General features: G+C 42.1%; 19 protein-coding genes. 4 read left to right on the forward strand and 15 right to left on the reverse strand.

Features of this window, described 5'->3' with window-relative positions; translation table 11 throughout:
- Positions 1–128: 128 nt before the first annotated feature.
- Positions 129–293: a hypothetical protein gene (locus tag ABEW34_RS14320; RefSeq protein WP_430159851.1), complete on the forward strand. Its 165-nt coding sequence runs from the start codon at positions 129–131 to the stop codon at positions 291–293.
- On the forward strand, positions 293–1,270 hold the full coding sequence (locus ABEW34_RS14325) for a hypothetical protein (protein ID WP_430159853.1): 978 nt from the start codon (positions 293–295) through the stop codon (positions 1,268–1,270). The genes ABEW34_RS14320 and ABEW34_RS14325 overlap by 1 nt, the downstream gene beginning before the upstream one ends.
- A 204-nt stretch (positions 1,271–1,474) precedes the next feature.
- Here ABEW34_RS14325 and queE read toward each other — a convergent pair whose 3' ends face one another.
- The 9 genes from queE to ABEW34_RS14370 all read right to left on the reverse strand — a co-directional run bounded on the left by queE (position 1,475) and on the right by ABEW34_RS14370 (position 11,785).
- Positions 1,475–2,209: a 7-carboxy-7-deazaguanine synthase QueE gene (queE, locus tag ABEW34_RS14330; RefSeq protein ID WP_430159855.1), complete on the reverse strand. Its 735-nt coding sequence runs from the start codon at positions 2,207–2,209 to the stop codon at positions 1,475–1,477.
- Positions 2,206–2,697, reverse strand: a complete 492-nt coding sequence (gene queD, locus ABEW34_RS14335) for a 6-carboxytetrahydropterin synthase QueD (RefSeq protein WP_430159857.1) — start codon at positions 2,695–2,697, stop codon at positions 2,206–2,208. The genes queE and queD overlap by 4 nt, the downstream gene beginning before the upstream one ends.
- The gene (gene queC / locus ABEW34_RS14340; RefSeq protein WP_430159859.1) at positions 2,694–3,365 is read right to left on the reverse strand and encodes a 7-cyano-7-deazaguanine synthase QueC; all 672 of its coding nucleotides are present in this window, start codon (positions 3,363–3,365) and stop codon (positions 2,694–2,696) included. Before queC ends, queD begins: the two co-directional genes overlap by 4 nt.
- Positions 3,366–3,433: 68 nt before the next feature.
- Positions 3,434–6,625, reverse strand: a complete 3,192-nt coding sequence (locus tag ABEW34_RS14345) for a hypothetical protein (protein WP_430159861.1) — start codon at positions 6,623–6,625, stop codon at positions 3,434–3,436.
- Positions 6,594–7,370, reverse strand: a complete 777-nt coding sequence (locus tag ABEW34_RS14350) for a hypothetical protein (protein WP_430159863.1) — start codon at positions 7,368–7,370, stop codon at positions 6,594–6,596. Before ABEW34_RS14350 ends, ABEW34_RS14345 begins: the two co-directional genes overlap by 32 nt.
- Positions 7,336–8,268, reverse strand: a complete 933-nt coding sequence (locus tag ABEW34_RS14355; RefSeq protein WP_430159865.1) for a queuine tRNA-ribosyltransferase — start codon at positions 8,266–8,268, stop codon at positions 7,336–7,338. Before ABEW34_RS14355 ends, ABEW34_RS14350 begins: the two co-directional genes overlap by 35 nt.
- Positions 8,269–8,374: 106 nt before the next feature.
- Complete coding sequence (locus ABEW34_RS14360) at positions 8,375–9,169, reverse strand: hypothetical protein (RefSeq protein WP_430159866.1); 795 nt, start codon at positions 9,167–9,169, stop codon at positions 8,375–8,377.
- 57 nt (positions 9,170–9,226) lie between these two features.
- The gene (gene dpdA, locus ABEW34_RS14365) at positions 9,227–11,257 is read right to left on the reverse strand and encodes a tRNA-guanine transglycosylase DpdA (protein ID WP_430159868.1); all 2,031 of its coding nucleotides are present in this window, start codon (positions 11,255–11,257) and stop codon (positions 9,227–9,229) included.
- Between the two features lie 54 nt (positions 11,258–11,311).
- Complete coding sequence (locus ABEW34_RS14370; protein WP_430159870.1) at positions 11,312–11,785, reverse strand: VUT family protein; 474 nt, start codon at positions 11,783–11,785, stop codon at positions 11,312–11,314.
- 270 nt (positions 11,786–12,055) lie between these two features.
- Between ABEW34_RS14370 and ABEW34_RS14375 the strand changes: the two genes are divergently transcribed.
- Complete coding sequence (locus tag ABEW34_RS14375; RefSeq protein ID WP_430159872.1) at positions 12,056–12,463, forward strand: DUF6979 family protein; 408 nt, start codon at positions 12,056–12,058, stop codon at positions 12,461–12,463.
- A gap of 200 nt (positions 12,464–12,663) precedes the next feature.
- Here the strand turns inward: ABEW34_RS14375 and rlmD are convergent, their stop codons facing one another.
- The 4 genes from rlmD to ABEW34_RS14395 form a co-directional block, all read right to left on the reverse strand.
- Positions 12,664–14,214, reverse strand: coding sequence for a 23S rRNA (uracil(1939)-C(5))-methyltransferase RlmD (rlmD, locus tag ABEW34_RS14380; protein WP_430159874.1), 1,551 nt, complete (start codon positions 14,212–14,214; stop codon positions 12,664–12,666).
- A 328-nt stretch (positions 14,215–14,542) separates the two neighbouring features.
- Positions 14,543–15,460, reverse strand: coding sequence for a diacylglycerol kinase (locus ABEW34_RS14385; RefSeq protein WP_099517062.1), 918 nt, complete (start codon positions 15,458–15,460; stop codon positions 14,543–14,545).
- Positions 15,461–15,720: 260 nt separating this feature from the next.
- A complete protein-coding gene (locus ABEW34_RS14390; protein WP_430159938.1) occupies positions 15,721–16,512 on the reverse strand; it encodes a sirohydrochlorin chelatase in 792 nt (263 codons plus the stop codon).
- A 13-nt stretch (positions 16,513–16,525) separates the two neighbouring features.
- Positions 16,526–16,816 (reverse strand): YerC/YecD family TrpR-related protein, encoded by a 291-nt coding sequence (locus ABEW34_RS14395; protein ID WP_046231556.1) that lies wholly within the window; start codon positions 16,814–16,816, stop codon positions 16,526–16,528.
- A gap of 238 nt (positions 16,817–17,054) precedes the next feature.
- Between ABEW34_RS14395 and ABEW34_RS14400 the strand changes: the two genes are divergently transcribed.
- Positions 17,055–17,624 carry a tyrosine protein kinase gene (locus ABEW34_RS14400; RefSeq protein WP_430159876.1) on the forward strand — a complete coding sequence of 190 codons (570 nt, stop codon included), beginning with the start codon at positions 17,055–17,057 and terminating at the stop codon, positions 17,622–17,624.
- Between the two features lie 197 nt (positions 17,625–17,821).
- Here ABEW34_RS14400 and ABEW34_RS14405 read toward each other — a convergent pair whose 3' ends face one another.
- Both ABEW34_RS14405 and ABEW34_RS14410 read right to left on the reverse strand, forming a co-directional pair.
- Entirely contained in the window at positions 17,822–18,817 is a 996-nt protein-coding gene (locus tag ABEW34_RS14405; RefSeq protein ID WP_430159878.1) for an inorganic phosphate transporter, read from the reverse strand.
- A gap of 24 nt (positions 18,818–18,841) precedes the next feature.
- Positions 18,842–19,453: a DUF47 domain-containing protein gene (locus tag ABEW34_RS14410; RefSeq protein ID WP_056032854.1), complete on the reverse strand. Its 612-nt coding sequence runs from the start codon at positions 19,451–19,453 to the stop codon at positions 18,842–18,844.
- Positions 19,454–19,649 lie beyond the last annotated feature (196 nt).

Here is a 19,649-nt window from a genome sequence, read left to right on the forward strand (position 1 = left end):
AAAAATTATCTCCAGAACATTTCAAGTGGTAATCCTTTCTATAAATGTTACCATAAAACCTAAGTATAATCTTGCCAATATTCAAACTTTGTATATGAGCACTATATCGGGGAAATGGGGAATGGAAAATGGATAGGTTTGTGTCTTTGAAGGTTGGACAAGGAGATTCTTTTTATCTACAACGTGATAAATATTCAATACTTGTTGATGGTGGACTGGCGGAGAATGGTTTGGCTAAATTCTTCATGGGGGAGCGAGAAAAAATAATCGGTAAAAAAAGATTGATGTATTAGTGTGTACTCACAATGATGCGGATCATGCCAATGGTATTCTCGGATTCTTAAAAAATGAAGAACTGTTATGTGATGAAGTTTGGTTGCCTGGAATTTGGACAAGTAGATTAAAAGATATACTTGTTAAGCCTTCCATTTTTATTCATGAGCTAGTTCTTGATATTGATAGTAATCATTTGGCATATGATCTGGCTACTCTCGGTGATTCTTACTCGGATAACGAGCTGCCGCTAGACAACAGAAATGAATCTGAGGAATATGTACAATTAGAAGAATTATATAGTGATCTAGAAGCATCTTTAGAAAAGAATTATGATATTCATGATGTAGCGCAATTTCATAGAGGTCCTTATCTATGGGGACTCTCCCCATCCCATATTGAATTATTTGTGGAAGCAATTAATGCCGCCAAACTTATTAAGGATATAGCAATTGCGGCTTTTCAGAAAGGTGCAAATATTAAATGGTTTGAGTATGATGAGTATCAATGCTCAGGCGGTATAGACGGTATATTAGAGCCGTTAAATTCAAAAGAAATTAGTACAGTGAAAAAACGAGGTGCTTTAGAATATCTAGCTCTTGCTATGGCAAATAGACAAAGCTTAGTATTCCATTCTCCTAGTTCTTCAAATGCACCTGCTATACTATTCTCTGCAGACTCTAATTTTGAATTTAAACAAACCATTCCTTGGTCAAACGGAATGATAATAACCGCATCACATCATGGTTCCAAAAGCAATAGTAATTGCTATCTTCGCTACGAAAATGAAAGATCGGAGCATCTAAATTCTATTTGGATCCGTAGTGATGGTCGCTTTAGATCAAGACCTGGTCCTTGGTACTTAAAGATTCAATCTACGCAACGTTACTGCACACGATGCAGCCCAGATTTTAAATCCTCACAAAATGTTGAGTTTACTGCTAATAAATCCGAATGGCAATCATCATCAATTGCATGTACATGTGGCCAAAAGTAAAATTCACTTGATATCTCTAATCTTTAATCACGTTAATATTACCAACAAAAAAATATTTTTAGCAAACTCCTACAAAGAGAGACAGTCTGGGCCTTTTAATTTCTCGTCCTTTACTATCTCTCTTTTAGTTCTTAGTTAATATTTTGTCCTATATAAAGAAAAAAACGAACACTCCCTAGGAACGGAATGTTCGTAATCTTCACTTCAAACCCCTCGCTTGTTCCCCCACAACAAAGTGTGTAACTGCGGGAGAACTTTAACCTGTTTCAACTCCGATGATACCATGACTTGATTAATCAACCACTCATACCTCTCTAGTAAAGCAAATACCAAACTTTCTCTATCAACTGTCGTTACATCGCTATTTCCGACCTGCAAAACCAGTCTCATGTGAGGATAGCGCTTATGAACTTTTATAGCATACTGAAGATCATCTTCGTCAAAAATGACTACTTTAATACATATTTCATTCGGACTATTATTCAAGTTCGTGATAACCCCATCTAATCTATCCCAATCGGTTATCATTCCTGAACTTGGTGGTTTTGGGGAAACCGTCAAGTCGTCAATATCCGCCATCCAATCTTGCCATCTGCTTCCTTGTGTTTCTAACCCAACTCGAATCCCCTTATCATGAAGCAAATCGACCAAATATCCAATATTCTTTATAATTGCTGGATTACCGCCAGAAATTGTTACATGCTCGAACGTGGTTCCACCAAGAGAATTCAATTCATCGTAAATCGCTTGAGGAGACAATTGTTTAATTTCATTCTTTGCAGAACCATCCCATGTAAAGGATGAGTCACACCATGAACAGGAATAGTCACAACCAGCTGTCCGAACAAACATCGTTTTTTGCCCGATTACCAGGCCTTCCCCCTGAACAGTTGGCCCGAATATTTCTAAAACCGGGATAGGATTTTCTTTGTGAGTCAATCTGCCATCCACTCCCGTCTTGCTTCAGCATAGCTGGTTGGCGTTTCGAATAACCGGACAAACTCAGTTTTTGCGTCCACTTCTTTTGATGAGTATTTGTCCGTACTTAGCGCCGCTTCCATCTGCTCATACAGCCAAACAACTATGTTTTCCGCAGTCGTGTTCATTAATGGCAATGTTTCATTTAGATATCTGTGGTCTAAGAATGGTTCAATTTGCTCACGCCAAATTGTTTTCAGCATGCTAAAGTCTATCGTCAGGCCAATCTCATTTGTATAGCCACTTATTCCAAAAACCACCTTATAGGTATGGCCATGTAGATTTTTGCATTTGCCTTCATAAGCATGTAAATGATGCGCGGCGTCAAAAGTGAATTCCTTACTGACCAATACTCTGCGTTGATGATATTTTAACTGATCTTCAGTAATATCCTTTCCATACTTTTGCAATGCATCTACAATGACAAATTGCCCTGGTACTTTATTCATGACATTTGCTCCGAATTTCTTGTCTGTAAAAAAGTATCCAGACCAGCTTTTCTCAACTGACAAGCTGGACAATTACCACAACCGTCACCGATAACCCCGTTATAGCAGGTTAATGTCTTCTTACGTACAAATTCAAAAGCACCTAACTGATCAGCCATCTCCCACGTCTCTGCTTTATTAATCCACATCAACGGAGTATGAATGATAAAGTTATGATCCATCGCTAAATTTAACGTTACATTTAGAGATTTAACGAAATCATCCCTACAGTCGGGATAGCCACTGAAATCTGTTTCGCATACACCTGTTACAATATGTCGAGCTCCTACTCCTTTAGCAAAGACCGCCGCGAAACTTAAAAATAAGTGGTTTCGTCCTTCTACAAATGTACTTGGAAGTTCGCCATCATTATGAACAATTTCTACGTCATCACGCGTCAACGCATTTTGAGTTAATTGGCCGAGTAGGCTCATATCAAGTAAAGTCCATTTTACTCCTAATTCATAAGCAATTTGCTTAGCACATTCAATTTCTAATGCATGCCTTTGACCATAATTGAAGGTGACAGCCTCCACCTCATCAAATTGCTTCATTGCCCAAAACAAACAAGTTGTACTATCTTGACCGCCACTAAATACAACAACGGCTTTTTTGTTTTTTTTATCCATTTGCTTAACCTACTTTCTTACCAGTCTCATTTTAATGATAACAGATGTGCTACCATATCGAAAGTTGACTATTTATCGTCTCCAACAACTAATCTAATCTCTACAACATCAAACAAGTTGGGGAATTTTTCTTTAATCTCATCCAGCAGACGCTTCCATTGTATTGGAGGAAGTGTACTATATCCATTTTCGATAAGTAATCGGATATGCCGTTTTATGGAGGGTCTAATTTGTGGGCTTTCGTTGATTTTTTCTAGTAGGTGATAGATACTTTCAACATCTTCACAATCAAAATCATTTCTGATTACTTGAAGAAGGTGCAATTTGGTCTGCTCATGTTGAAGTTTTCTTTCGATCCGATCTCTTAGTTCATAGAAATCTATAGATTGCCATTCAGCAATTAAGGAACTTAATTCAGCACCAATGTGTTTCTTTTTTTTCAGACGATTTACACCATTCTCCAATCTAATCAGGAGTTTCTTTATATGCTCTAAATCCCCTAGCTTAATTTGAAGATCCAGCAGATACTTCACTAAATTTCGTGGAGTAAGAGCAAGGCAGTTTTTCAAACTTTCCAATTCCTGAATAATAATTATGAAGTTAGCTTTACCCGCCTCTAATTCAGACCAGTTTACTTCGTCCTTTTTATTGATTTTCGCTTCTTCTTGTTCATAATTTGTTTGCGCGCAACTCTCAGTGAGAAGACTTTCAACTTCAAGCATCATCTCGTCAAATTGTTTACTCAACTGTCTCATCTCACTAAATAAAATAGTAGCACTTTTATATTGAGCGGCGAGTGCTTGATCATCCAATTCTTGTTCCAGCAAAGTGTAAGCAACAAAGTCTTGTTGTGTAATACTCTTCTTCTCGCTAAAAGCTTTAATTTGTTCAGCAAGTTCTATCAATTTCAAATTATTGGAGCCAAGTAAAAAAGGAATCATGTTCATCCTTTTTTCGAGTGACTGCTTAAAGCTATCTTGAAGTAGTTTAAAGTATTTATGGTAACTTTCTTTCAATTGGGATAGAAATACCCGTAGAGTAGTATCTCCAATTTGATAGTGTTCTAAGATTTTCGATGGCACAAGATTCATAAACCAATAATCAAATTCTTCATTCGTCAAAACCGCTTTACTAGGCGGCTGAAAAAAGTTATCACGTAACAAGTACCAATCTGAATAACAATCCTCAAGAAGAGCTAATAATTCTGTTCGGAATGGAGAATATTCAATTACATTTGAGGCCCAAGATGATTTGCTGTATATTTGAGCATTTTGAACCCAGTATTTCATCCCGTACACAAATACAGGAAGATTCAACCCAAGAGCCTGTTCAAGAGAATTAAGCCATTCATCATGGATTGACTCTGCTTGATGTATCCATTTAGCAATTTCATATTCATTGGAATTTTTCTGAAACATCCTTACCTTTTCTGAATACTTCATGGTTTGAAAGTTGGCAATTTGAATAGCAATAAATCCTCTGCTGACGCTTATTGTAGACTCATCCTTGTTATTCTGGAGTGTAATCGGATACCTTGTTCGATTCACAACTTCATTTCGCTGAATGGATGATGAAGTTTTGGATGTGAATGAGCGGGACATATGAATTCCCTTTACAGCATCATGCACCAATGCAGCCACCCCCGATCTAACCGGCAATAATAATTCTTCATTTACATCTCTTCCTTCTACCCAATCTCTAACCACTGCCTTTTCATTGAAGCCATTATTACTATCTTTTTTCGGCTCATCAAGTAATTGCTGCTCATCTCTTAAGCTACTTCCAACACTATTTAGTTTCACAGTGATTTGATTATCCTTATATCCAAAGTACCTTAATACAGGTTCTGAAATTGTAATCTTCTCCGCTTCTTCAGAGGCATACCATTCTGCGAGAGTTTTGATAAAAACATCCGAATGCTCAGCGAACATCTCCCTCCTTATTATAGGAAGTATTCTACTAATATCTTTCTTACCTCTTAGAAAAAAGCGAATAACTTCTTTACTATTCAAAATCATGTAACGTAATTTCCCTTTTCCCATTGGAATTGCATCATACGTTCTCCTTAACATATGGCTATTAAATGGAAGCAACTGAACTTCAATATCATTTAATTTAGATTCAATCTCACTTGATTCCGTGGTAATACTTGAACATTGGTCGTAGTACGGACACTCAGGAGAGCATTTAAAGCCTTGTGTTGCTTTCAACTGTGTAAGGTACTTAGCCATATAAGGAATTACTTGTCCACGATCTAGGTTGAAAAAGTCTTTCCCTGATTCGTCAGATAGCCATAACTTTTTTACCCGGTCATTTATGGTGTCAAGATTTTGGATTCTTTGTGTAAGACTGAATCCTTTTTCTGTATCCTGAACCGCGCCAGGCGTTAGACCAATTACTACATCCCAATTCCCCTCTTCTAATGTAATAAGTTGATCCAATATATTGGTTGCGTAAATATTAACCGATTGAACAAGATCGTCAATGAGAAGCAATGGACGGATACCCTTGCTTTTTATCTGCTGGGATAATTGTTTAAACAGGGTTCCAATGTCCCGTCCTTCAAACAGAAAATGGTCCAGTTTCCGAGAAAGTGTTTGTCGAAATGTTGCATACTCCAGGGGGATATTAACAGTCGTGTTAACAAGTAACGATTCGAATTGCTCACGATGTAGAACTTCTAGTGGTTTTTTGATTCTTCCTCGTTTAACTTGAGAAGTAAATTCTACAATATTCTTCTCAATTATTGATCTCAACAATAGTGCTGCTGGAACAATTTCCTCATCGGATTCTAGCGATTCGGCAAGTGCCGTCCAGACCATTTGGTTAACAAGCGTAATAGGCTTTTTGAGTAATAGCCCCCACTTATCTTCGTCAATACAAACATCTAAAGACAAATTTAATGCGTCTAAACATTTTTTGATTAGTGTCTGGGGGTTTAACTCTGTCCGTGAAATTCGTATCACCGGTCGTTCAGATACTTCCACTAACCATTTATCTTTTATCCAACGAAGCAGTTCAGATTTCCCTGATCCCGTCGAGCCAAATACTAAATAAACCCTGTTGCCATCGGAATCAACTTCTTTGAGTTCTTCCAGCAATTCGCCTTCCGTAACCTCAGCGATCAGATGACTGTCATTAAATCTATGCATTACTTGAGGGAAATGGGTTTTTCTAAAATACTCAGGTGATTGGTCGTAACGCTCGTCTGCAGTTCCTACTAAAAGTTTAAGCGAATTTTTGTTGAGACAAGGCATCATTTAAATCACATCCCCTCTCTACCTTTATCCAATTAAATTCGTTTTTAGGTCCATATGATTTATAAGGTAAATCTTGCATGTAACTTAGTTTCAACTCTCCTTCTTGATGTAATGCCATTAAAGAAAAGATAACCCCTCTGTAGATGTTCCCTTCAGTTGTTAGGCATGGTATAACCGGATCAATTATCTTTTCACAAAATGGATGCAATCCTCCCTCCCATGTCTCATTCCTCTTAATGATACTTTTCATTAACGAAAGCTGTGGAAGTGCATAGAAGCCTGAGTAAATACGTCTACCCAATCCCCAGCATTCCATCATTCGCTTCCACGCATTCACTTTCTCTTGCCCAACTAGTGTTTTCTTTAATTGGCTATTGATTTGGTAGTGAATATTACTCAAAAACAATTTATCCGGCTTTACAAATAACTGTTCAAATAGGGAAGCAAATACTTTATCAAGTGAATCGCTAGGTATATTTTCAGAATTTGAAAGTTCCCTCAATTTTAAAAAAACCTCTTTGTTGCACCATGGCTTGTCCTGTAGTACAAAATATTGTGATTTGTCTTTATATATAAACTGTAAATCCTCTAATACGATCAAACTACATTCAATTAACGATGTGATGTCCCCGCTATCAACATGCTGAAATCTTGTTTTTAACTTCTCTACATCCAGTCCAGGATTAATTCTTAAATTTTCATAAATCACTTCAATTTCCGGTCCGTAGCACATTTGAAACAACATGCTCGCTCCTCCTCTTATTATTTTCTAAAATATCGTTAAATGTTCTAAGTAAGTGGTAATAGTTATGGATTGATCTTAACTTCATATATTCTCTTGGAGATGGGACTAAGATCTGCTTTGCGTCATTTTCACATACAGGGCATTCACAATTAAGTGGATTTTCCAATCGTGGACTTGTGGGTTTAGCTCGCGATTCTGAGAGAAAAAAGGTTCTAAATGGTCTGCTATAGAACACTTGAAAGAACGCTGCCGCCATTGTTGGTCGTGTTGAATCAAATGAACTTACGCCAATATCAACCATTGCACTAAGTTGGGGAATTCCTGTTACTCCAAATACATGCAGGTTTGAAGGCCCTACAACATCTGCTGCCCTTCTGATCATTTCAATTTGCTGCGTCTGATGTCTAAAAAGTAACGATCCAATTCCAAATTTCTTATACCCCATCTTGATCAACTCATAAGCTGAAAACTCAATACTAGCTTGGTCATAACCTTGAATGACTCCCATTGCTTGAACAGATTTCGGAAGATTATATTTATGAAAAATATTGAAATACTCATAAGCATTGAATAGCGTTCTTTCTATAGCCATGAAACGTTCAGATAAAGAGGACTTATTTAACAGTGGTTCATCAAAATGAACCATTTGAACATTTGTTTTTTTTTCGCAATCTTCTAAGATTGAGAGCTGAATATCAAAAACTTCTTTTAGTGGAGGCCTAATTTTTTGTTTAACATAAAACACTGATCCACAGTCTAGTATTAGCTTGCTAGGTTTATTTTTATACCTTTTTACTCCTCCTCTATTGTCCGGTATAGCACTAATTAAAACCGGACATTGAGGAAAGTAATCACAAAATACTGCATCACTGTGTGACCAACCAATATAAAATTCCATATCCTCATCTCCTTCTACAATAAAAATTACGTGATCATACGTGATATTTTTATTGTAGCACATCTCACCAGCACTCATCTACTCTTTGAATAAAAAAAAGAAGCCATCAGGCTTCTTTTATCCATTGTCTCCATATTTCATATATTAAACCGCGTTGTGCATCATTAAATTTAAAATTTCCTTTATTAACAAGTAGAACTGGATTGTCTCTGTCAAAAAACTGACCTTTCCAATTCTCATAATTGAATTCCTCTGAGAGTAGTGGCCGCGGCAGATTGGTTAACTGAGAATCCTCAGTCCATTGCTCCATGAAATATCTAATATAGCAATACCAAGCAATGGCTGAGTCGGCAATGGATTTTTTTCGAAACTGTTTTCTCTGTGCTACAGGAAGATACCCTAGTTCAGGATAATCACTCATTATAGAGTCAACATATTTAATCAAATCTTTAGCTAATCGAGGGCATAAACTACGTTCAACTCGATACCTTTGAAAATCCTTAAAAATATCATACAGCGATCTAAAAGTCATTAATTTAGTGGAGTTGCTACTTATTTTCTCCCCCTTTTCAATCAACCGTTCGAAACGCTTATAAGACATTAACTGATGCATACAGTAACTCGGAAAGTGTTGGGTTTCAGATACAATTAGAACGACGTATTCATCGCTCATACTGCCGCTGGGCAGTTTATAAGTAAACCGGGGATTCGTCACTTGTAACTCATTGTTTATTAAACTTAACACAGTATCATAATTTACTAAAATGACCTCTTCGCCAATTACATCAGACTGAATTACAGGAAAACCCCAGTCTTTAATAACCCCTAATGGCAGTACTGTAAAATAAACGTCATCATTCTTTCTAGTTAAATTGCTTACGTTTTCAAAAGTAAAAACCATGAAATTTCCCCCAACGCAAATATGCCTTAGTGTACCACACTAAGGCATGTTTGCGCACTATTTATCCCATCGTTTTTTTAATTCCTGGATCTGAGTGTAGTAGACATGGGTATTGTGAAACCCTCTCCGTCTGTTTCTATTATTACCCCTAAATACAATCACATCAATTCCAATTTCCCTGCATATATTACAACCACATTGTTCCCATGGACGTTCAGACAAAACCTCTCTATAAAGATCCTCATGAACTTCGCGCTTTTCCCCAAGTATTTTATCATACTCCAGTATAGCTTCAAGTGTGGGTTCTAGTTCTCTTGTTCCCGCACTGAAATTCCTAAGAGCACTTAATGCCTCCTGTTCAAGCCTTCTATACTCCGCAAACTCAATTTCATCACTATTCTGCAACATTTTTTTCACTCTTCCAGATGTTTCTTTCGCTTCTGGGATTCTAATCGCTGTGTAATGTTTACCACTCAAGGAGTGATAATTATGCCCTGTTCCTAACCACGCTCTTCTCAACGGAGAAGAAGAGTCAAATGATGTTACACCTAATTTATGAAAAGACTCCATTGTTCTCACATCTCGCGCAACACCGAACAAGTGCATCCGAAACGTAGGGCTTGGAATAATAGGAGATATTTCTTTTAGAATCTCATATATTTTCTCAGATTGTTCTCTAGCTAAACCACCTAGGGCAATATAGTCATAACCTAATTCAATAAGATGCTCTACTGCTCTTCGGAAAGAAGGCGGGTCCCATCCTTGGACTATACCTATAGGATGGAACTGATAATTCCTGGTTTCTCTGTCCTCCCTATACATGCGTATAAATTCTTCCGCCATAGTAAGGGTTAGTTCATAACGCTGATTTCTAATATTTTCGTCTCTCTGGAAGGGACCCACTATTAGATGGTCAATTGATACCCCATAATCAAAACCCAAGTTGTGGTAGTAATCCATAATCTCTTGGGTCGTATACGGCGGTACTTCTTTATCAATATAACTAAAGGCACCACAATCCCCCATAATCGGGTATTCCCTAGGTAGTCGATAAAAATCATGTAACCCCATATCTTTTATCATCTGATTTTTTTGCTTAGTAGCATTATCAATATTAACTTTAGAAACAAGCAGTCCATCAAACTGAGGTCTTTCAAAAATCTGATGAGCGTACACATCATTTTCTAATGGATTTCTGTTTTTTTCTGAAAAATCAGCCATAAAATCATAGTGTGGATCGACTCTATCATCATTCTCTGGAAGATAAAATCTGGGTTCCTCAATGCAATTTATAGCTACTAACTCATCTGGTACAGGAAACATTTCATTATAGAACTGTAATAAATCTTCTTTTTCAGATGCGTCACTAAATAACTCAGGTTGTTTTGTTGAAGCAATTGAATCCAAAATAAACTCTCTAATCTGATCAGGATGATATTTTATTGTTCTCCACTTCTGTTCAATGTTATCTGTAATAATATTCCTCAGTAAGTGTGCAAAAAGATAACCTTTGATTCCTATCAAACCATATTTAAATGTTTTAGCTTCTTTTTCTCCAATAGTTAATACATGATAATCGTCCCAGTTTAGAATTCGAGAACGACTAGATGCTCCTGCGAAAAAGATCGCTTTTTGATTACTTTGCAACTTTAATGGCCACTCCACCGCTTGCAAATATTTGTCTCCAAGTAAGAAGAATACAAGATCATAATCAGCAATTTTTTTTTGTAGATTTTGTGTGACTTCAAGTTGACGCGCCCACTTTTTTATAGTCTGCGAGTCCATTGTATTAAAAGTCACTTCATACGGTACAATTTGCGCATCTTCATTCAAAAGACCATAACCCGCTGAAATAATGCAAAGATCAATTTTCCCACCTTGTTTCCGGTATTCTTTAATACCACTCATTAGCGCAAGGTGTTGACTCCCTGTATACATTTCATCAGCACGTTCTCTGAATTCCAACAATTCTGCTTCTCTTTGTTTTAATATTTTTTTATTCTTGAAATCATCAAATACAAGTTGATTTATTGGTTTATGTAACTTCTCTCCAGTACAAGAAGTGACAACAAGAATACGTTTTGACACAAACATCCCATCCCTTATTAACACAATATAAAATAGGGCGTTCCCGCCCTATTTCTAAACAGCTTTTGCATGTTTGAAAAAAACTTTTTTAACAATGATTGCAGCAAATATTTGAACCAATGTCTTAACAATGATTTGGCCAACAATCGCCAGAAATACAGCATTCCATGGAAGAATATTCGCTCCCAATGGGGATAGACCCACAACAACAAAGATAATACTGTCTAGTATTCCTCCAACAATCCCACTGTATGCTACCCTCATATGAAAAGGTAATTTAAGGCGCGAATAGATTTCGGTATCAGTGGTCTCAGATACTGCAAACGTAATAATTGAGGCAAACACAATCCAAAGTGTGTCCCCTAGTAAATATGATGTTAATGCTGATAAAACCATGGCTAATAGAATAAGTAAATAGGTATTCCGCCGACCAACAAAATTTTGCACAAAATCACGGAATATAAATGTTGCCCCTATTATAAAAGTCCCTGCCGGGATAATAAAGGGTCCAATAAAAAACGGCGCCACTCCTGCTGTTACAACATTTGATGAAACGATAGCCAGTAAATAAGCTACGATGGTTAAATATTTAATTTTACATCACCTCTTCAATTTGATCCATCACCAATTATAACACCACTTTTGGTTCCGAGCTACCCTCGCCAAACTAAATCATACTACAAATTTCGACTCAGTTTGCTAAGAAATATTTATTAAGGGAGGTACTTTTTACTTTAAGTCGAATAATTAAATGAGAGATTAAACTTTTATAGATTAGTTGAAGATGGAGGTTATTTTTTGAATAATTATGGAAAATCTGCTATTCGAGCAGTAGAACTCATTCAATCCGGTGAAGTTCCTTATACGGAAGATGCCTGGAAAAAAGCGACCACAGAATTTTTCACAATTAAAACCAAGGCATGTCCCAGAAGTGCTTTTTTGGGGATTTGCGAAGCAGGCTTAATAAAAGGTGTTCATCAGATACATATCAAACAGCCTCTCAAAAATACAATTAACAAAGATCATGCGATTGAAGCTGTTCAACTGCTCACAGAAAATGAAGATTACGCTTCATACAAATCGCTTCAGTTGTGGAGGATTATTATGCTAGGAAATCAAAAGTCACATAATTTCCAAATGGACGTTGTACTGGCACTATGGAACAATGGCATGATTTCCCCCGCTAAAACTTATATTATGGCTTAATCTTCATAAAAAAATAAAAGCACAATTCATTTAGATTTGTGCTTTTATTTTCACTTAACATTTAAAATGCAGTTCATAACATTCTATTAAATCAAATAGCAAACACAAGATCTTATAACATTCGTGTTTTATCTTCTAAACAAATCACTATTAAAAATCTGTCTTTTTCGACATTATTCTTATCCACTGTAATACGAGTCTTATCCTATTTCCACGACCTCTTGCACCAACAAAGCCACCGACTCCACATGCGTAGTCCACGGAAACATATCCACCGGCTGCACTTCCACCGTCCGATACCCGCCATCCTCCAACACCCGCAAATCCCGCGCCAATGTCGACGGATTACAGCTCACATACACGACTCTCTCTGGCTGCATCGCCATAATCGTCTCCAGCAGCTCAGGATCGCAGCCTTTGCGCGGCGGATCGACGACGATGACGTCGGGCACAATGCCGCCCTCCTCGCGCCAGCGCGGAATGACAACCTCGGCAGGGCCTGCCTCGAACGTCGCATTCCCAATACCATTCAGCTTCGCATTACGCTTCGCATCCTCAATCGCCTCCGGCACGATCTCGACGCCGTAAACGCGCCCAGCCTGCCGTGCTAGAAACAGCGATATCGTTCCGATCCCGCAATAAGCGTCAATGACCGACTCCGTCCCAGTCAGTGCCGCATACTCCACCGCTTTGCGGTACAAGGCCACCGTTTGCAGCGGGTTTACTTGATAAAACGATCTCGCCGATATCGCGAAGCGAATGCCGTCGAGCTCATCATAAATAACGTCGCTGCCCCAAAGCACCTTCGTCTCATCGCCAAAAATCACATTCGTGTTCCGTTCATTCACATTTTGAACGATGCTCGTCACACCTGGCAGCTCCTCGCGGATGCGCTCCACCCAGCGCTCAGCCTGCGGCAGCTTGCGACCGTTCGTCACAAGCACAACCATCATTTCGCCCGTTACAAAGCCCGTACGCGCCATCACATGGCGAAGCACACCGCGTCCGCTCTCTTCATCGTAGCCAGTTACGCTGAGCTCACGGCCAATCGCCTTCACTGCACGCACGATCTCATCATTGTGGTCATGTTGAATCAGGCAATCATCCATATCGATGATTCTGTGGCTACCACGCGCATAAAATCCAGCAATTAGCTTACTCTCCGCACCATCACCGACATTAGCATGACCACCCGTCATCATACCAATCGGCACCTGCGCCTTATTCCGATAGCGCCAAGGCTCGTCCATCCCAATAGTCGGATGCACAATAACAGCAGCTTCCGCCGCTTTATTTTCTACAATACCGCCTACCTGAACCTGTGACTTCTCCGCTTCCCCAGCTACACTCAGCTTCCCGATCCGCACCAGATTGTCCACCACATGCTGACGTTTCCAGCTCAGCTGGGCGTCGTACTCCATATGCTGGAGCTGACAGCCGCCGCATTGCTTATAAATATCGCATGGCGGCTCAACGCGGTCGTCGCTCGCAACAAGCAACTCCTGCAAGCGCGCATAGCCATACTGCTTCTTCGTCTTCATGACCTTCGCTCGCACGCGCTCACCAGGGAGCGCTCCCTGCACAAAAAGGGTATAGCCCTCAGCGCGGCCTACCCCTTCCCCGTCATGCGTCAGTCCGATAATATCGAGGACAACCTCTTCATTTTTGCTTACCGGCACATTTTCCGGCGGCTTCGATTGGGAATTGCTGCGCCCACGACCACTGCCGCCTCTGTTATTCCTTCTGTTCATTACTCTACCCGCTCCGCTCTATATCGCCATTAACGCAAGGAGGCCGCTAGGCGGCCAACTTTTTGCTCTTATGCTTTTTCACAAAATGACCCGCCTACATGCTCGAATCATCCGCACTTCTTATTGTTCCCTACCTATTCCACCGCAACCAGCACATCGCCTGCATCACCAACAGCACCCGTCCTGCCCTGCGGAAAACAATCCTTCATTGCTCACTTTTCATTCCTAATCTTCACTCGCAGCCATAGCTGCGGCTCCTGGCTCTTAGCTCTTAGCTCTAGCTCCTAGCTCTCAGCCTTAACTCTTCCGCTCACATAAATCCATTATACTACCGATAGGTCGACTCGCCCATCTCATCGGCAAAAATTCGCAAATGCGAGGGCAGCACCGAGAACGTAAACGGCAGCTTGCCACCGTACTCGCCATCGAGATTGATCTGCACGTAGTCTGGCGTCGTGACCTTCATCTCATTCGTGCGGAAATGGATAATATGCGGATCATTCATATGCTCCCCGCGCAGCGCGAGCGACACGAGGCGGATAAACTCCGGCAAATTGCATTTTCGCAGCAAAATGACGTCAAACAATCCATCGTCGAGCTTCGAGTCCGGAGCCAGCTTCTCAAACCCGCCAACCGAATTGCTGTTGCAGATGAGAAAAAGCATAAATTCCTCGTGAAAATCGCCAACGCCTGCGGCCTGGATTTTCAACTCCGTCGGACTGAGGCGCGTCATCTTCTCCATGCCCTTCATATAATACGCCAGCTGCCCAATCATCGTCTTGAGCTTGCTCGGCACATCATACGTCAGCTCCGTCATCGAGCCGCCACCGGCAATGTTGATAAAATAACGCTCATTCGCCTTGCCGACATCAATCGGGCGCGTATACTGCTGAATGATCAGATCGACCGCATATTCCCAATGCTTCGGAATGCCTAGCGCCCTAGCGAAATCATTCGTCGTCCCGAGCGGCAAAATGCCAAGCGGCGGCAAATTTGGCTTTTCCGCCAGCCCATTAATAACCTCATACAGCGTCCCGTCGCCGCCCGCCGCAATAATCAGATCATAGCCGCGCTCCGCGGCCTCGGCAGCCGCAAGCGTCGCATCGCCTTCGCCTATCGTCGCGTGGCAGCTCGTCTCAATGCCGCCACGCTCCAGCCGCTGCAAAATATCTGGAAGCCTGCGCTTCATTTCTTCCCGGCCGGAAGAAGGATTATAGATCAATCTTGCTCTTTTATATGCTGACATCAGCGTGACCTCCAAGCCATTTGCAATTTCTCATGTGTCGGCAGGCCTACCTATCGCCTTCGCGCATGCTTCATTCGTGTCTTGCTTTCTACCTTCAACTATCCACGTTACACTATTATACGATTACCCGCCTACCCGCGTGTTCGTTTCATTCATTTACATTTGATATTTCGTAAAACCTCATCACTCTGTCGTTCCATGCAAATCCCTTCGACTCCGCTGACCGTACTCAAATTCACCGAACTTAAGAGCTCACTTCATTATCCAGCGCTTCGTTCAAGCCCCGCCAGCCATTCTACCATATTCCGCACCAGCCAGCGCTCAATCGCCGGGTCAGGCAGCATCGGCCTGCCGTTATAGCGATAAGCGAGTCCTGACAAGCGCTCCGGAATGACCTCATTCGTGAAATAGCCATTGCTCAAAAATAGCGGCACGACGATAACCGCTTCCTCCGGCCGTTCCACCTGCATGCCTCTCAAGTGCTCCGCTGCCTGATCAGGCAGCAGCATAGCCGTTTCCGCGCGCGCGAAACCGCCCAGCTCCCGTATACGTCCAGCTAGCGCATCCAGCCCTTGCTTCCAGCGCTCATGGAACACGGGCTCCTTGCTGCCGTGGCCAATTAATAGCAGCGCTTCGCGGCTCGGGTCTGAGCTAAGCGGCTTCAAATTTTCCAGCAGCAGCTCGGCAATTTCTGGATCATCATTAATCGGCAAGCCCATATGAACGTTCGCGTTCACCCGAAAAATGCCCAGATCGCCCTCAAAATCCGAGATCGGCGCAAAGCCAAAAGCCTGTCCAATCTCATCGATATGCGTACTGCCTGATGAAATAAACAACGGCAGCACATACAGCTCCGTTACGCCCTGCGCCTCCAGCTCATCAATGCCGTCCTGAATGAGCCGTCCTTCTATAATTTCAAGAAAAGACGAATACACGGGCACCTCGGCCCGCTGCATCGTCTCTGTTGCCCGCTTTACTGCTTCATCTACAAGCTGCACCCACTGCGCATCGCGCGAGCCGTGGCTTATAACGAGAATGCCGGGTTTTTTCATGGCTTTCACGCACCTACCGTCCTAAACGTTCTAAAGCCATTTTATACCCGTCGTTGCCATAATTCAAACAGCGCTTCACCCGCGAGATCGTAGCCGTGCTCGCCCCTGTCTCCGCTTCAATCTGATTGTATGTGCTGCCCTTGCCGAGCATCCGCGCTACTTCCAAACGCTGCGACAGCGACTGAATTTCATTAACCGTACACAAATCATCAAAAAACACATAACATTCCTCAACGGATTTTAAAGTTAAAATGGCCTCAAACAATTGATCTACTGCTTTATCGTTCAGCTTTTTGAGCTGCATATTCTTCACTCCTCTAGTCTTCAAACCGGACTTCCAATGCTCACATTGTAGCTTTTTTACCCGTTTTTTTCAAGCATTACCGTATTCACGCTTTACAGAACAGAAGAGCAAACGTGGGGCATCTGCCGTTATTTTTCTGCAAGACCCGTGACATTCGTCCAATCCTTACGTTTGCCTATGCCATAGACTAATACCAAGTGTACTCCGCTTCACTATAAAATTTAAAAGGGTGATCAGCGTGAACTATCGCAATAATCCCGGCGGCTACCCCCAATATCCCCGCTACCCGCATGCTCAGCAGCCGCAGCAGTTCCAGCATCGCAGCAGCCGCCAGGGGCAGAGCCAGCTCAGCCCCGCCGTTAACCATAAGGCCAACGTATCCGGCTTACTGAATGAAAATGCGATCCCAGAGTTCCAGCCTCCGTTTCAATCGGTTCAAGCCTTACAGCCGGAGTCCCAGACCGTCGTCCCAGCTACCGCAGCCGAGCTTGCCGAATCCGTAGCCCCTGCCAAAGGCGGCGGATTCTCGCTCGCTAATTTGGGAGAGATCAAAGGCTTCGTCGACCGTATAGGCGGCATTGATGGCATTTTGTCCACCGTGACGAAGGTTCAGAAGGTGATGAGCAGCGTATCCCAGATGGCTCCACTCGTGAAGGTCATCATGGGCTCCTTTGGGAAAAAAGGGGCCGCGGACGACGCCACCGATGAAATAGAAGAGTTCATCCCTAAACGCAGGCGCCGCAAGTCCGGCAGCGGCTCCGCCACAGGACCCGCTAACCGCAGACGCAGAAGAAAACGTCGGCGCTAAGCCCGAGGCAGCGGAGAACAGCCACGCTAACCAGCCTGACTCCTCCGCCATGCGAAGCTAACAACCCCGCATGGCGCGCCCCTACTACCAGCAGCAAGCGCTGCTGGCAGTAGATCTCTTTTTCACCACCCGCCATTCCCCGCCCAATAAAAAAGCCCGCATCCACAACGGACCGGGCTTCCAAACGATATGCAAGCTTAAATGAACAGCAAATCCATTGCCCAGTAGACAGCCATAGCCATCAGGACCGTGATCGGAATCGTAATGACCCACGCGACCAAAATGCGGCCCGCCATCGACCAGCGTACGCTGGCAAAGCGCTTGGCGCTGCCTACGCCGAGAATCGAAGATGTAATGACATGCGTCGTACTTACCGGCAAATGCAGCACCGTTGCTGTCAAAATAACGGCAGCTGAGCCAATATCTGCGGCAAAGCCATTGATCGGTTCGATTTTGAAAATCTTCGTACCCATCGTCTTAATGATTTTGTAGCCGCCGACGGATGTACCAAGCGCCATCGCCAGAGCAGCAGACAATTTAACCCACAGCGGAACATCCAAATTATCTTGAACACCCGCAGCAACGAGCGCGAACGTGATAATTCCCATCGCCTTCTGCGCATCATTCGTACCATGCGAGAACGATTGGAAGGCCGCCGTTACGATTTGGCTGAAACGGAAGCCTTTGTTCACCTGATGCGGGCTCGATTTGGCGAAAATCCGCTTAAGCAGCCACATAATGATGAAACCTAATGAAAAAGCAATGAGCGGCGAAAAAATAAGCGCCTTAACGATATCAATAAAGCCTGATGCATTCAGCTTCTCCATGCCGGAGCTGGCAATAACCGCACCAGCAAGCGACCCGATAAGCGCATGGGATGAGGAGGACGGAATACCGAACCACCACGTAATCAGGTTCCAGATAATAGCCGATATGAGCGCAGCGATAACCACTTCGACACCATTCGGCAATTCAGCCGGATTTGCAACGCCGCTTCCGATTGTTTTGGCTACCCCGGTAAACATAATTGCGCCGAGGAAGTTCATAGCCGCAGCCATCATAATCGCTACACGCGGCTTAAGCGCACGGGTCGATACCGACGTCGCAATCGCATTCGCGGTATCATGGAAGCCGTTAATAAAATCAAAACCGAGTGCCAGAATGACAACCGTCCATAAAATATATGAATCCATTAGAGTTGACTCCCACTTTCCGCGTTAGCTATTGCGCATAATAATCGATTCCAGCGTATTGGCAACATCCTCGCAATAGTCGGTCGTTTGCTCCAGCATTTCATAAATTTCCTTGCGTTTCATCAGCTCAATCGGATCGCTTACGTTCGCGAACAAGCTTGTAATACATACGCGAAGCAGATCATCGGCTTGATTTTCCAGCTCGTTGAGCGCAATGTTCGGCTCACGAATAGCCAGCAGCTTCTTCTGTGTCAGCAAATAAATGGCTTTCTTGATCTGATGCGCGCAGCGCAGCAAAATGTCGCCAAACAGCTGAATGTACTCATCCTTCTCCTTGATGTTGTACATTTCGAAACGCGAAGCGCAAGCCTCGATTCCATCCAGCACATCGTCAAGCGAAGTCGTCAGCGCCATAATATCTTCTCGTTCAATCGGAGTGATGAACGTTTTGTTCAATTCCTTCAAAATCGTGTGCACATACTTGTCGCACTGGCTTTCGTATTCCTTCATCGTCTTGGCGAAAGCAGAGACATCGGACAAATCCGACAATCCGTTTGAGAAATATTCAACAGCGACAACGAGTGCATCGGCCATTTCTTCAAACGTTTTAAAGAAAATATCTTTTTTCTTGAACATCGTAATCCCCTTTACCGGCTGGATGTTTTGTTTGGGCATTTTGTCGATCATTGGTGACCTTTGGTGGATAAGCCCAGAATATCTTAACACAGTTTACTTTAAAATTGTTAACGGAATATTAACGTTCATGAAAAAAATTTCTTTTTTTCAGTCTATGCAGTCATTACGTTCATTTCATCCGCTTCCAAAACAAAGG

It is taken from the genome of Paenibacillus algorifonticola (assembly GCF_050481745.1).
In the GTDB taxonomy this organism is placed as follows: Bacteria; Bacillota; Bacilli; order Paenibacillales; family Paenibacillaceae; genus Pristimantibacillus; species Pristimantibacillus algorifonticola_A.